The sequence below is a fragment of the Streptomyces sp. DH37 genome (assembly GCF_029813835.1).
Classification (GTDB): domain Bacteria; phylum Actinomycetota; class Actinomycetes; order Streptomycetales; family Streptomycetaceae; genus Streptomyces.
On sequence record NZ_JARVKV010000016.1, the window covers coordinates 1 to 14,414 of the forward strand.

General features: G+C 77.1%; 7 protein-coding genes. 2 read left to right on the top strand and 5 right to left on the bottom strand.

Going from position 1 to position 14,414, the window contains the following annotated elements:
- From QC029_RS11105 to QC029_RS11125, 5 genes are all read right to left on the bottom strand, one after another.
- The coding region (locus QC029_RS11105) for a hypothetical protein (protein ID WP_279555388.1) at positions 1–4,729 on the bottom strand (4,729 nt) is incomplete at its 3' end.
- 67 nt (positions 4,730–4,796) lie between these two features.
- Positions 4,797–5,735: a hypothetical protein gene (locus tag QC029_RS11110; protein ID WP_279555389.1), complete on the bottom strand. Its 939-nt coding sequence runs from the start codon at positions 5,733–5,735 to the stop codon at positions 4,797–4,799.
- Positions 5,732–7,255, bottom strand: a complete 1,524-nt coding sequence (locus QC029_RS11115) for a hypothetical protein (RefSeq protein WP_279555390.1) — start codon at positions 7,253–7,255, stop codon at positions 5,732–5,734. Before QC029_RS11115 ends, QC029_RS11110 begins: the two co-directional genes overlap by 4 nt.
- A 108-nt stretch (positions 7,256–7,363) precedes the next feature.
- Complete coding sequence (locus tag QC029_RS11120; RefSeq protein ID WP_279555391.1) at positions 7,364–8,875, bottom strand: HEAT repeat domain-containing protein; 1,512 nt, start codon at positions 8,873–8,875, stop codon at positions 7,364–7,366.
- Between the two features lie 306 nt (positions 8,876–9,181).
- Positions 9,182–10,699 (bottom strand): hypothetical protein, encoded by a 1,518-nt coding sequence (locus QC029_RS11125; RefSeq protein ID WP_279555480.1) that lies wholly within the window; start codon positions 10,697–10,699, stop codon positions 9,182–9,184.
- Between the two features lie 246 nt (positions 10,700–10,945).
- On the opposite strand from QC029_RS11125, the gene QC029_RS11130 reads away from it, so the two are divergent.
- Complete coding sequence (locus QC029_RS11130; RefSeq protein WP_279555392.1) at positions 10,946–12,070, top strand: aminoglycoside phosphotransferase family protein; 1,125 nt, start codon at positions 10,946–10,948, stop codon at positions 12,068–12,070.
- A gap of 336 nt (positions 12,071–12,406) precedes the next feature.
- Positions 12,407–14,356, top strand: a complete 1,950-nt coding sequence (locus QC029_RS11135; protein WP_279555482.1) for an N-acetylmuramoyl-L-alanine amidase — start codon at positions 12,407–12,409, stop codon at positions 14,354–14,356.
- The last annotated feature ends 58 nt before the right edge of the window (positions 14,357–14,414 follow it).

A 14,414-nucleotide genomic window follows, 5' to 3' on the forward strand; every position in this document is an offset into this window, starting at 1 on the left:
CGACTCCAGCATCTGGACCAGGGCCTCGGCGCGGGCGGCGGAACATCCGGGTGGCGGTGATCTCGCCGTGCACCGGCTCCGCCTCCGGGTCCTGCCGGGGCAGCCCGGGCCGCAGATGCTCCTCGACGCTGATGTACTTCAGCCCCGCCCTCAGGTCGGCGTCGTTGCGCAGCCGGATGACCAGCGGGAACTCCGCCAGCGCCGTGGTGTCGAACAGGCCGGTGGTGTAGATGAGCTGGACGCCCAGCGCGTCGGCCACCGCGCGCTGGAGCTCCAGCAGATACGTGGCGTTGGCACGGCCGATGGGGTTGTCGAGGAAGAGCGTGCCCGCGTGCCGGTGCTTGTCGCGGCCCCGGTCGTTGCTGCGCAGCGCGGCCATCGTGCAGTACAGGGCGATGGCGGCGGTCAGGAGCTGGCCGCCGGAGAAGACGTCGCCCATCTGGCCGACCGGCACCCGCTCGGCGCGCAGCACCGCGTCGGGTTTGAGGATCTCCACCGACACCCCGCGGGGCTGGAGGGCGGCGTGGACGCCGCGCAGCAGCAGCGTCATGCCGTCCCGGCGCAGGTCGGAGTTCCTGCGGACGGCCGCCCGGGTGGCCTCGTCGATCACCTCGCCCAGCCGCTCGGTGAGGCTGGCCTGGTCGGGGTCCTCGAAGCGGATGCGCAGGAACTCCTGCCCGGACCACTCCCCCAGGCCCTCCGGGAGCCGGGAGAGCCGCTGCGCGGAGCGCAGGGTGGTGAGCGAGGACTCCACCAGGCCGCGCAGCCGGTCGACGATGCTGTCGCGGTTGCGCTCCAGCTGCTCCAGCTCGTCGGTCAGGACGCGCAGCCGGGGCTCGAAGGCGGCGGCCCAGGCGGCGGCGTGGTCGGGCAGGGCGGCGGCGGGCAGCTCGCGGATCTGCTGGCGGGCGGGGGTGCGCACCTGCTCGTAGCGGGTGGAGTTGGCGTGCCGCACCAGGATGTCGCTCGCTTCGCGCACGGCCGACTCCGCGGCGGTGAGGTCGGCGGCGCAGCCGCGCAGGGAGCGGCGGGCCTCGGCGGCCGCGTGCCGGGCCTGCTCGAGGGTGTCCGCGTACGGCTCGGGCCGCTCCCCGCCCTCCTCCGGACCGGTGCCGCCCGTGCCGTGCGGGTCGCGCAGCAGATCCCGGAGCAGGGCGGCCAGTTCCTCGAAGGCTCCGGCCGCGTCCTCGGCCGCGCGCTGGGCGCGGACCAGTTCGCCGTGGGCGGCGCGCGCGGCCTCCAGCGCGTCGGTGCGGGCGGCCAGCTCGGAGTTGGCGCCGCGCAGCAGGGTCTGGGCCTGCTCGGCGTCGGCGGGGACGAGCTCCTCGGGCAGCTCGGTGTAGGCCTCCCGGTCCTCGCCGGGAGCCAGGCGTTCGGCCTCGCCGCGCAGCCGGCCGAGCTGCTCGCTGGCGGCCGAGGCGCGCGACTCCAGCATCTGGACCAGGGCCTCGGCGCGGGCGGCGGCGGCCTGCCGGGAGGGGCCGTCGGCGCCGTCGGGACCCTCCAGGAGCTGGGCGGCGCGGGTGCGGACCTTGTTGGTGAGCCGGTCCAGGGCGGCGCGCGCGGCGCCCTCGTCGCTCTCGGCGCGGGCCTGCTCGGCGCGCAGGTCGGCGCCGACTCCGACCTTCTCGTAGAGCTGGGAGGCCGCGCGGTACGCCTCGCGCAGGGCGGGCAGGGAGGCGGGGGGCTCGGCGGGCGGCGCGGCGGCGTCCGGGCCCGCGGCGGCGTCGGGCGTGTCGGGGCCGTCGGGGGCGCCCGCGATCTCGGCGCGCTCGGCGCGCAGCGCACGGGCGGTACGGCGCGCGTCGTCGGCGGCGCGCTGGGCGGCGCGCCGGTCCTCGTCGGCGGCGCGGGCCCGCTCCAGGCAGACGGTGGCCCGGGCCTCGGCCTCGGCCGCCTCGTCGGCCAGCTCCCGCAGCCGGGCCTGCCACTTGGCGCGCTCGCGCAGCCGGAAGGCGAGCCCGGCCAGGGCGTCGGCGGAACGGCGGGCCTGCTGGGCGCGCTCCTGCCGCTCCTCGCGTACGCGGGCCGCCTCGGCGGCGGTCTCCTCGGCCTCGGCCGCGGCGGCGCGGGCCTCCTCCAGCCGCTGCCGGGCCGTCTCGGCGGCCTCGGCGGCGGCGCGGGCGCCGGCGGCCAGCTCGGCCAGGCGGCCGGGGGGGCAGCCGGTGCGCCAGGAAGCGATCCGGGCGGCCAGGGAACGGTCGGTGGACAGCCTCGCCGCCAGGGCGCGGATCTCCTCGTCGCGGGCGGCGGCGCGTTCGCGCAGGTGGCGGCGCTCGGCGTCGGCGGCGCGCTCGTCGTGCATGGCCGGGTTGGGCGGTACGAGGAAAACGCCGGAGGCGCCGCCGTCCTCGTCGCCGCCGGGCGCGGGGACGGGGGCCAGCAGCGCGGCGGCGGTGCCGACGGCGACGGCCGACCGGGGCAGCAGGGCGGCGCCGGCCAGGACCTCACGGGCGCGGGCGTGGCTCGCGGGGTCGGTGATGACGACGCCGTCGACCAGTTCGGGCCGGGCGGCCAGGACGGCGGCGTGGTCGGACGGGTCCACGGCCTGGGCGAGGTAGCGCCAGCCGGGGAGGGCGGGGATGCCGTGCTCGCCCAGGTACTCGACGGTGGCCAGGACGTCGGGACCGGGCGGCAGCAGCCCGCCGTCGCCGAGGGCGCCGAGGATGCGGGAGTCGTCGGCGGCGGCCGTACGCAGGTCGAACAGCTGGCGCTCGGCCGCGGCGACCGACTCCTCCAGCAGGTCGCGCAGGGTCTCGGCGTTGCGGTCGAGCTCCTCGGCGCCGAGCGCCCCGGAGGAGCCGGACGGGCCGGGGCCGTACGGGGCCGCGGACCGGTCCGCGCCGCGCCGGCCGGGAGACGGGGTGCCGGGGCCGGCGCCGGCGCCGGGCAGGCCCAGCAGCTCGGCCAGGCGCTCCTCGCCGGCCAGTGCCTCGGCGGTGCGGCGCTCGGCGGCGTAGGCGGAGTCGGCCGCGTCGGCGGCGTCCGCGGCGCGGGCCGCGGCGAGTTCGGCGCGGGAGAGTGCCGCGGCGGTCTCCTGGGCGCGTTCGGCGGTACGGCGGGAGGTCTCGCGCGCGGTCTCCCAGGCGGCGACGGCGGCCTTCTCGGCGTCGCTGGCGGCCAGCGCGGCGCGGGCCGGGTCGGCGTCGGGCGCGGAGCCGTCCAGCCAGCCGGCGCGTACGGCCTCGGCCGTCTCCTGTTCGACCTCGGCCAGGCGCTGGCGCAGGTGCTCGCTCTCGCTGCGGGCGCGCTGGGCCCCGGTGGCGGCGGCGGTGGCGTCGCGGTGGGCGGCCTCGCCCGCGCTCTGCAGGGCGGTGGAGCGGGCCTCCTCCTCGGCCGCGAGGTGCTCGGCCCGCTCGGCGGCGGCGTGCAGGGCGCGTACGAGGTCGGCGGCGGCGCGGGCGCGGGCGGCCAGCGCGGGGGCGGCGTCGCGCTCGGCCTCGCGGATGGCGGCGGCGACCCGGGCGGCGCGGTCGGCGGCGGCGCGGTGCGCCAGCACGGTCTCGGTGGCCTGCCACGCGGCGTGCAGCGTACGGGCGTCGCTCAGCTCCCGGCGCTGGGCCGCGGCGCCCCTCTCGCCGGCGGCCAGCGCCAGGGAGGCGTGGCGGTAGGCGAGTTCGGCGGCGATGAGCGCGGCGCGCTCGCGGTCGCGTTCGGCCGCGGCGGTGGCGTGGGCGGCGTGGTCGGCCCGCTCGGCGAGTTCGGCGGCCCGGCCGCGTTCCTCGGTGCCGCGGGCGGCCAGCCGCCGGGCGAGGGTGCGGGTGCGCTGCTCGGCTCCGGCGTGGACGGCGCGGGCCGTCTCGCGCCGCCGGGCGGCCTCGTCGATGCGCCGCAGCAGGTCCAGCGATCCGGCGGTGAAGTCCTTCTCGGCGGTGAGTTCGGCACGGCGGCCGAGCTTGTGGGCGAAGCCGTGCACCAGGTCGGCCAGCCCGTCGGTGTCGCGGGTGTCCGTGACGGCGCGCAGCAGCAGGTCGGTGAAGTCGGAGTCGTTCTTGACCGCGAACAGGCCGGCGGCCTCGCCCTCGTCGGCGTTCATCTCCCGCTGGTAGCGGAAGAGCTCGGGGTCGAGGCCGAGGTGGCCCAGGTGCTCGATCCAACGCTCGTGGACCTCCTCCCAGACCACGTCGAGGTTCGGGTACGCCCTGCCCGTCTCGACCAGGACGTCGCGGAAGCCCTTCATGGTGCGGCGCCGGCCGCGGGCGGCGGAGGCGCCCTCGGCGACGGGCCGCAGCGCGGTGGACTCGGCCACCGGCAGGGAGTCCAGGTTCATGCCGGGGCCGGGCCGGAAGCTGTACCAGGCCTCGGCGAACTTCCGCGGGTCGCTGGAGACCTGGCGGCCCCGCCACTCGCTGACCTTGCCGACGACGACGGTCTCCCCGGTGAGGGTGTGCTGCCACTCCAGGGCGACGTGGCCGCAGTCGTCCGCCAGCAGGAACTTGCGCAGCACGCCGGAGCTGGCGCCGCCGAGGGTGTTGCGGTGGCCGGGCAGCATCACCGAGAAGATCAGCTTGAGGAGGACGGACTTGCCGCCGCCGTTCTCCAGGAAGAGCACGCCGGCGGGCGCGGGGCGGCGGGGCGGGCCGATCGGCTCGTCCTCGAAGAAGTCCGCCTGGGCGGGGGCGGGGCTGGGCACCGGCTCGCCCACCCCGCGCAGGTCCAGCACGGTGTCGGCGTAGCGCGCACCGGCGGGCCCGATGGAGTAGAGGCGGATCCGGGACAGCTCGTACATGGCGGCGGGGCTCTCGTTGTTCGGTGTGTTCGGTGTGCTTCGGTGCGCGGGGTCCGCCGCGCGGCGGTCAGGAGGAGTGGAAGGGCAGTCCGGCGTCGGCGGCCGGCTCGGTGTCGTCGGCGGGCGGCAGCAGGGTGGCGCTGCCGTCGCCGACGGGGACGATGCCCAGCTCCAGCAGTTCGGACATGGCGGCGCTGCCCGCCATGTCGCGCACCTGGAGCTGGTAGCGGGCGGTGGTGCGGTAGGTGCCGCCCGCGTCGTCGCCGGTGCGCTGGAGGAACCCGGAGTCGGCGAGGAAGGCGGCGGCCTTGGCCACGATCCCGGTGGTGGAGCCGGCCAGCCGGCGGGCGTCCTTGGTGGCCCCGGTGGCGCTGCGCCGCGCGTACACCCGCCAGGCGGCCTCCAGGCCGGGCGCGTCGCTGGCCGGGTCGGTGTTCTCGCCCTCCCGCTCGGCGCGCTCCTCCAGCCGCCGGCAGGCCTGGCGCACGAAGGCGTCCACCCCGTTGACGGAGATCCGGCCGACGTAGCCGTCGTCGGCCAGGTCCTCGGGGCGCGGGAAGGCCAGGGCGGCGATGGCCAGATGGGCCAGGCCGTGCAGGAAGCGGTCGGCGGAGTCGGCGGTGGCGCGGCGGGCGTAGTCCCCCATCCGGACGGCGAAGACGGAGTCCTCGGCGGCGGCGACGGCCATCCCGGCGCGCGGCGAGACCTCCAGCACGACCAGCCCGAGTCCGGTGGCGACGGCGTCGGCGAGCCGGGCGAAGGCGGGCTCCTCCCGGTAGCGGCGCAGCAGTTCGGCGTAGTCGGCGTCGCGGGCGGGCGGCAGCTTGGGCTGGAGGCCGAAGGAGACCAGCCGGGCGGCGTCGGCGGCGTCCGCCGGGGTGACGGGGCCGGCCGCGGGGCCGCCGGACCGCTCGCCGGGCTCCGGGACGCCCTCCGCGCCCTGCCCGCCGTGGCCGCCCGGGCCGTCCTGCTCGCCGTACGGGCCGTACCGGCCGTACTCGTTCACGATGCCACCTCCGTACGGTCCGCCGCCATGCCCGCCGCGTCCAGCAGGGCCGTGCCCACGATGAGGTCGGCGCCGCCGAACTCCGGGTCGTCCAGTTCCGCGCCGTCGTCCACGGCGAACAGCAGGCGCCGCTCGCCCTGCCGGTAGGCGGTGCCGACCGGCGGGCTGGCGGCGTGCACCGCCAGCAGGGCCACCAGGTAGGGCAGGTCGGGGTCGCGGCGGCGGGCCTCGGCCAGCAGGCCCGACAGCCTGCGGGGGGCGTCGGCGGGCAGGTCCAGCAGCTCCTTGGCGGCGTCCAGCTGCTCCTCGCTGAACCGGCTGTCGTCGGGGGTGGCGACCAGGTCCGGCTCGGGCATCTCGGCGCCCAGGTGCTCGCGGGGGGCGGGCGGGGTCAGCAGCAGCTCGGCCAGGTCCCCCAGCCGTACGGCGGCCGGGGCGCGCAGCCCGGTGCCGCGGGCGAAGAAGGCGTCGGTGACCTTGGTGGCCCGCTCCACCGGCAGCGGCAGCAGGGGCGCCAACAGCTGCCCGTACAGGTCCAGGCCGGCGCGGGCGGCGGGCGGGGCGAACGCCTGCCGGTCCTGCTCGGCGCGGAAGAGCGGGCCGGCCTCCAGCAGCCGGGACTGGAGCTGGGTGTGGCGCCGGATGCAGTCCTTGACGATGTCGACCAGCTCGGCGGCGCGCAGCTTGTGGTCGGGGCTCCGGTCGGAGGGGGCCTCGTCGCGCGCCCTGCGGATGTTGGTGAGGATCGCGTTCTCGTGGCGGTAGCGGTCGGCGACGTGGTCGAGCGCCTCGGCGATCATGTCGGGGACGGCGTTGAGCCAGTCGACCGCGCGGACGTTGCGCCGGGTGGCCTCCAGGGTGCGGCGCAGCGTCTCGGCGTACTGCACGGTGCGGTAGCGGGCCTGCTCGGCGGCGAGCTGGGCGTCGGCGAGGCGGCCCCGGCTGACCAGCACCTCCAGCTTGACCTCGGCGGCGATCTGCGCGCTGGTGACGTCCGTGTCGAGGGCGCCGACCAGGACGTTGACCGCCTCGTCGGTGGTGCGCAGGTAGACGCCCCCGCCCGGGCCCGGCACCTCCTCGATCAGTTTGAAGTCGTAGTCGCGCCGGACGTACTCCCCGTCGGGGCCGAAGGTGCCGTAGACGGCGCGGAAGCCGCGGTCGACGCTGCCGACGTTGATCAGGTTCTCCAGGACCCAGCGGGCGACCCGCTCGTGCTCGGCGGCGGGACGGCTCGGCGCCTGGGCGGCCACCCGCGGCAGCAGCCGGGCCACTATCTCCTCGTGGTCGGCGCCGGTGTCGAAGTCCATGTGCAGGGTGACCAGGTCGATGGCGGCGAGGGCCACCTCCGCCATCGAGTACGTGCCGTACTCCCCGGCCAGGTTGGCCTTGCGCGCGTCCAGGTCGTGCAGGGGCGCGGTGCAGGCCAGCGCCCTCAGGCGACGGGCCAGGCCCTCGTCGGCGGCCGGGCCCGGCGCGGGCCGGGCCGCGCCGGGGGAGGAGGCGGATACGGCTGTGGTCACGTGGCACAGATTAGGCGCTGGCACTGACAGAGATCGAAACGGCGGGGACGCGCCCCCTCCGGCCGGGCCCGTGCGGTCCGTTCCGGCCGGAGGGGGCCGCGCCGGGGGTCAGCGGGCCGGGTCGCCGGAGTCGAGCCGGCCCCGCACCGCGCTCTGCACCCCCGCCTCCTCGGCGGGGTCGGCGGCCAGCCGCCTCAGCCGTTCGACGACCCGGGTGTCGCCGGTGGCGGCGTGACGGGCGGCGATCTCGCGGGTGGACTCCTCGCAGTCCCACAGGCACTCGATGGCGAAGCCCGCCGCGAAGGAGGGGTCGGTGGCGGCCAGGGCGCGGGCCGTCCGGCCGCGCAGCTGGGAGGAGGAGGTCTCGCGGTAGACGTGGCGCAGGACGGGGGCGGCGCAGCGCACGGCCAGCCGCCCGACGCCGTCGACCAGCGGCCACAGGGCGTCGCAGTCGGGTCCCTCCGCGCGCACGGTGCGGCGCAGCCCGGCCAGCACCAGCGGGGCGTCCCGCTCCCCGCCGTGGCAGGCGAGCAGCGCGGCGGCCGCCGCGCCGAGGGCGTCCTCGCGCCGCGCCCACCGGCGGGCGCGCTCCAGGGCGGCGGCGCCGCGCATCCGGGAGAAGGCGTCCAGCGCGGCCCGGGCGGCGGTGTCGCAGGCGCCGCCCGCGGCGGCCTCGATCAGGTCGAGGGCCTCGGGGTCCCCGCGCTCGGCGAGGTGGCGCAGGGCGACGGCGCGCGCGGTGTCGGGGCCGTACCGGGCCGCGGCGAGCAGTTCGGCGCGGTCCTCCGGCCCGGCGACGGCGGCCAGGCAGCGGGCCGCGGCGGCCTCGCGGTGCCGGGGGTCGCGCCCCGGGGAGGAGGCGGCGGACGGGGAGACGAGGAAGGATGCGGAGGAGGTGGAGGAGGCGGGGCCGTGGGGGAGCGGGTCGCCCTCCTGGGCCCAGTCGAGCACCGCGCGCACGCTCCAGCCGGGACGCGGCCCGGTGGGCCTCATCTGCCGCCGCCAGCGGTCGAAGGAGCCCTGCTCACGGGCGCGGTCGAGGCGTTTGCCCTGTTCGGGGCGGGTCGGGTCCTCGGCCCACAGCCGCCAGGGCCTCGGTTCGAAGGCGTCGCGGACGGCCGCGGCCAGTTCGGCGTCGCCCTCGGGGGTGTGCGGGAAGCGCGCCAGGACGGCGGGGCCGAGCGGACGCAGTCCGGCGTCGTCGTCGCGGACGGCCAGTTCGTCCAGGGCCCAGCGCCAGTTGGCGCCGTGCGCGGCGTAGCGGCGCAGCAGCAGCAGCGCGCCGCGGTCGCCGTAGGAGGCCAGGTGCCCGAGGACGGAGAGGGCCAGTCCGGTGCGCTCCTCGCCGGTGTCGATGAGGTCGGCGGGGGCGAACAGGTGGTCCTCGATGTCGTCGAGGCCGGCGTTCAGCTCCATGTGGAGGCGTGCGTAGTACAGGGAGCGGTGCTCGAGCTGCCAGTCACGCCGGGGGTCACAGCGCAGGCAGCGGCTCAGAGCGGCGAGCGCTTCGGCACGCGGGGCCGCGAGAGCGTGCAGCGTGCCGTCGCCGCGGCCCCTCTGGAGGAGGCCGAGCAGCGTGCCGCTGGGCGCTATGTCGGAATCGACGGAATCGGCGAACATAAGGTCAGCATCCGGTGCGGGGTGTGGGGCTGGCAACGGGATTTCCGACACACGGTGTCCTCGCCGTACACCGCTGGTTCCCCTCCCGTTCTTCCTGCGGTTCCTCCGCGGCCTCCGGCCGTCTCCGGCCGGTGGACGCTCCGGCCGCCGAAGGATACCGGGACTCCGCGCCCGCGCCGACTCCGTGCGGGAGGGCGGGGGTGCGAGGAGGAGACGGGGGCGGCGGGAGGGGGCGGTGGTGGTGCCGGCCGTCGTCCCCTCCCCGGCCGTGGCCGTCCGCGCGGCGGGCGCCGCCGCCCCCTCCCGCTACACCGTCGCGCTGCCCTCCGCCCACCGGGGCGCGGGCACCGCGGCGCCGCCCCGGGGGGGCCTGGGAGCGGCGGGCAGGGCGAGTTCGATCTCCTCGCGCAGGTCCCCGATCCGGGAGGAGCCGGCGTACCGCCCGGTGAGCCGGTACATCTCCCGCAGCCGGTCCCAGGTGCGGTGGGAGGAGGTGTTCCCGATGGTGACCAGGGCCAGCCGCGCGTAGCGGTCCGCCTGCTCGGGGTCGTCGGCGATGAAGCAGGCCGAGGCGAGCGAGATGTAGTCGAAGATCTTCGACCGCTCGCGGCCGTTCTCCCGCTCCCGGTACTTCAGCGCCTCCTTGGCGTGCCGCTCGGCCGTCTTCGCCGCCGAGGGCTCGTGCTCGGCGAGGGTGCGGTACGCCAGCGCCTGCATCCCGTGCAGGTCGGCCTCGCGGAACAGCTGCATCCAGCTGGGCGGCGGCACGTCCCCCCCGTCCGAGACGAACAGCTCCTCGGCCCGGCCCAGGGTGCGCCGCATCGCCTGGCCGCGCCCCATGGACGCCTGGGCCCACGCCTCGATGGTGCACAGCATGGCGCGGGTGCGCGGCAGGGTCTCCTCGCCGCAGCCGGCCTTGGCCAGCTTCATCAGGTCCAGGGCCTCGTCGGGCCGTCCCAGGTGCACCATCTGGCGCGCGGCCCGGGAGACGGCCTCCCCGGCGCGCGGCCGGTCGCCGCCCTCGCGGGCCGCGTGCGCGGCGATGACGAAGTACTTCTGGGCGGTGGGCTCCAGGCCGACGTCGTGGGACATCCACCCGGCGAGCACCGCCAGGTTGGCCGCCACCCCCCACAGCCGCCGCTGGATGTGCGGCGGGTGGCGGTAGGCGAGCATGCCGCCCACCTCGTTGAGCTGGCCCACCACCGCCTTGCGCTGGAGACCCCCGCCGCGGGCCGCGTCCCAGGCGCGGAACACCTCCACGGAGCGTTCCAGGGACTCGACCTCCTCGGAGCCGACGGGCGCGGCCTCGTAGCGGTCGGAGGAGACGGGGTCGGCCGCGAGGGGGCCGTCGGGCCGGGGAACGCCCGCGGCCGGGGCCGGGTCGTTCCGGAGCCAGTCGTACAGGGCGCTGCTGAGCGCCGATCCTGCGGTGAGCGCGGCGCCCGCGCCCACCAAGCCGCGTCGGTTGAGCATGAGGTCCATTCCCGTGAATTCGGTGAGGACCGCGGCGGTCTGCTCGGGGGCCCACGGCAGTCCGTGGACGGACTGCCGTCTCCCTGCCGACCCTGATCGACTGAACCCGAGGTCCTCGATGGTCACGACACGGCCGAGTCGCTCGGTGAACAGGGTCGCCAGCACCTTCGGCACCGGATCGCGCGGGGTCTCCCCCATGTCGATCCAGCGCCTCACCCGGGAGGTGTCGGTCGCCAGCTGCGGATGGCCCATGGCCGCCGCCTGCCGGTTCACGCGCCGGGCGAGCTCGCCCTTGGACCAGCCGGTGAGGCCGAACAGGTCCGCGAGGCGGGTGTTGGGTCCCTTGGTCACGATCAAGCCCCCAGGTTCTCGGCTGAGTTGACAGTAGCCCTCGTGGACCGCCGTCAAAGGGGCGCGCGGGGATTCGCCAGGGTTCGCCAGGGTCCGCCAGATGGTGTGCCACCCGTACCCGGGTGTGCTGTAGAAACGCGCCATCCCGTCCGGCCGCCGGTCCCCGCATTCCCCAGGGTGCGTCACGGCCCCGGCCGGCCGGGTGGCGCGGCAACCTGTCGGCGCACGAAGGGATCCGGCTCGTCCATGCATCCAACACCGTCCCCCGTGTCAGCCCCGGCCCGGCCGCGTCCGCGACAGCAGTACGGCACCGTCCGTCCCGAACCGATGCGCACCCCGCCGGCGGTCGCCGGCCTTCCCGGGCCGCGCCGGGCGCACGGCCCGCTGACCCCACCGATCGGAGGGAGGCTGGACCTGTCCGGTCCGCAGGGCGCGCGACTGCGCACCGCCATCGCCTCGGTGCACCGGATCTGCCCGGAGTTCCAGCCGGTGCAGGTGATGCGCCGCGGCGGGCGCTCGGTGCTCCTGGTCGGCACCGTCGGGCGCGGTCCCGCGGTCGCCAAGTGCCTGCTGGACCACTCGCCCGCGCGGGTCGAGCGGTTCCGGCGCGAAATAGCGGTCTACCGCGCCTTCGTGCGCCACCGGCCGCCGGTGCGGGTGCCCCGGCTCATCGCCGCCGATCCGGACGCCTGCGCCCTGGTCGCCGAGCGGGCCCCGGGCCGTCCGGTGGCGCTCCAGCGGCACCCCCTGGAGCCGCCGTCGCCGGCCGACCTGCGCTCGGTGCTGGGCGCGGTCCGCCGGGTGAACGCCTGGCAGCCGCCCGCGGACCGGTTCGACGCCCCCGTCGACTACGGGCTGCGGATCGCGCGCTACCACGAGCTGGGGCTCCTGACGGACCGTGACCTGAGCGACCTGCGGAAGCTGCTGCACGGTCTGGCGCGCGGCGGCGGCCGGAGGCAGTTCTGCCACGGCGACGCCCTGCTGACCAACGTGCTGGTGTCCCCGGCCGGTCCGGTGCTGCTGGACTGGGAGCACGCGGGCTGGTACCTGCCCGGCTACGACCTCGCCACCCTGTGGTCGGTGCTGGGCGACAGCCCGGCGGCGCGCCGCCGGGTCAGCCAGCTCGCGCAGGCGGCGGGCCGCGACGCGCGGGACGCCTTCCTGGTGAACCTGATGCTCGTCCTCACCCGGGAGATCCGGTCCTGCGAGACGGCCGTGCAGCGCGCCATGCGGGATCCGGGCCCGGCCGCGGGCGGCGAACGGTCCGGCCAGATGAGCACCGGCGAGGAGCAGCGGCTGCTGCTGCGCCGGCTGCACGACGACTGCGCGATGGCCCGGCGCGCGGTGCGGGCGGCGGTGGGCACCCGCTGACTCCGCCGCACCCGGTCGCGCGGCGTCGCGGGTCCGGTCCGGTCCGGTCCGGCGGTACGTTTCCGCGGTCGTCCGCGGAGCGCCACCGGGCTGGACCTGTGACGCCGCGCAGGCCCGGGGCCACTCCGGAGTGAAGCCTCCCCCACATGGCCTCTGACGTGCGCGGATTCCCCGCCCTTCGGTTCGGCCGCCGGTCGTTGACGGATCGTCGGCCAGCCGATACCCCTGTGGGCAGTCCCGTCCCGCGCCCCCGCGGCGTACCCACAGGAGGCCGTCTTGCCAGGACCCGTCCCCGCCCGTCCGCCGGCGCCCCCGTCCGGACCCGCCCGCCGGCGGCTGCGGGCGCTCACCGCCGCCTCGGTCGCCGCCCTGCTGCTGCCCCTCCTCCCGGCGGGGGCGACCGCCAGCGCCGGAGGGCGGGAGCCGGGCTCGCTGCAGGAGGCGTTCGCCCGCGCAGCCGACCGGTACCAGGTGCCCGAGAGCGTGCTGCTGGGGGTGTCGTACCTGCAGTCCCGCTGGGACGGCCACCGCGGCGCGCCCAGCGTCTCGGGCGGGTACGGGCCGATGCACCTGACCGACGCGCGCACCGCCCTGGCCGAGGACCCGCACCACAGCCACGGCGCCGAGGACGCGCGCGGCGACACCTCCCGCGCCGTCAGGCGGGCCCACGACGCGCTGCCCGATCCCGCCGCGCTGCCCGCCCGGCTGCGCACCCTGGAGCGGGCCGCCGAGCTGACCGGGCTGAGCGAGGACGAGCTGCGGCGGGACCCGGCCGCCAACGTCGCCGGCGGCGCGGCGCTGCTGGCCGCCGCCCAGAAGGAGCTGGGCCTGCCGCTCAGCGACGACCCCGCCCAGTGGTACGGAGCCGTGGCGCGCTACCCGGGCTCCGGGGACGCGCGGGCCGCCGGGGTCTTCGCCGACGAGGTCTTCGACGTGCTCCGCGAGGGCGAGCGGCGCACCACCGACTCCGGCCAGCGCGTGGCGCTGGAGGGCGACCCGGACCTGGCACCGGACACCGCGCAGCTGGACGGCCCGGACCTGCGTCCGGCGTCCTCCGGGAGCGACGGGCCGGTGGAGTGCCCGAAGTCCGTCTCGTGCGAGTGGATCCCGGCGCCCTACGAGGAGTACGCCAACGCCGACGGCTCGCCGAACTACGGCAACCACGACCAGGCGGACCGCCCCCGGTCGCAGAAGATCGACTACATCGTGGTGCACGACACCGAGGCGACCTGGGACACCACCCTGAAGCTGGTGCGCAACCCGAAGTACGTCTCCTGGCACTACTCCCTGCGCGCCTCCGACGGCCACATCGCCCAGCACGTGCCCACCGAGGACGTGGCCTGGCACGCGGGCAACTGGTACGTCAACGCCAAGTCGGTCGGCCTGGAGCACGAGGGCTTCCTGACCGCTCCCGACGCCTGGTACACCGAGGCCATGTACCGCACCTCGGCGCGGCTGGTGCGGTACCTGGCCCGCGTCCACGACATCCCGCTGGACCGGCAGCACATCATCGGGCACGACAACGTGCCCGGCGTGACGTCCGCCAACATCCCCGGCATGCACACCGACCCCGGCCCGTACTGGGACTGGCAGCACTACTTCACGCTGCTGGGCGCGCCCTTCCACCCCACGGCCGGGCCGGGTTCGGAGCTGGTGACCGTCCGGCCCGACTACGACGAGCACAAGCCGGTCTACACCCGCTGCGACGGCTCCGGGCAGCCGTGCCCGCCGCACGGTTCGGGCGCGGTGCGGCTGCACACCGGGCCGAGCGCCGACGCCCCGCTGGTGAAGGACGCCGGGCTGCGGCCGGGCGGCGGCGACTCCACCACCGGCGTCAACGACACCGGCGCCCGTGCCTCGACCGGCCAGCGGTACGCGGTGGCCGAGCGCCGGGGCGAGTGGACGGCGATCTGGTACCTCGGCCAGAAGGCCTGGTTCCACAACCCCGCCGACCGTCCGACCGCGGTGGACACCCGGGGCTGGGTCGTCACCCCGAAGGAGGGCGCCGAGTCGGTGCCCGTCTACGGCCGCGCCTACCCGGAGGCGTCCGCCTACCCCGAGGGGATCCCGGCGCAGGCGGTCTCGCCGCTGCCGTACACGGTGAAGGCGGGCCAGGCGTACGCGCTGGGGCTGCGGACGAAGGGCGAGTACTACTACGCCAAGACCTTCGACCCCGCCGGCCACGTGGTGGTCCGGGGCGAGGAGGAGTACTACCAGATCCAGCTCGGGCACCGGGTGGCCTTCGTCAAGGCGGCCGACGTCACGGTGCGGCCCGCCCGGCGGTGACGTGACGGGCCGGGCACACGGCGGAGGGGAGGGGCGCCCGGAGCGCCCCTCCCCTCCT

Excerpts from the sequence above, each read along its gene's own strand:
- QC029_RS11120 (WP_279555391.1), bottom strand. The coding sequence starts at position 8,875 with ATGTTCGCCGATTCCGTCGATTCCGACATAGCGCCCAGCGGCACGCTG.
- QC029_RS11130 (WP_279555392.1), top strand. The coding sequence starts at position 10,946 with ATGCATCCAACACCGTCCCCCGTGTCAGCCCCGGCCCGGCCGCGTCCG.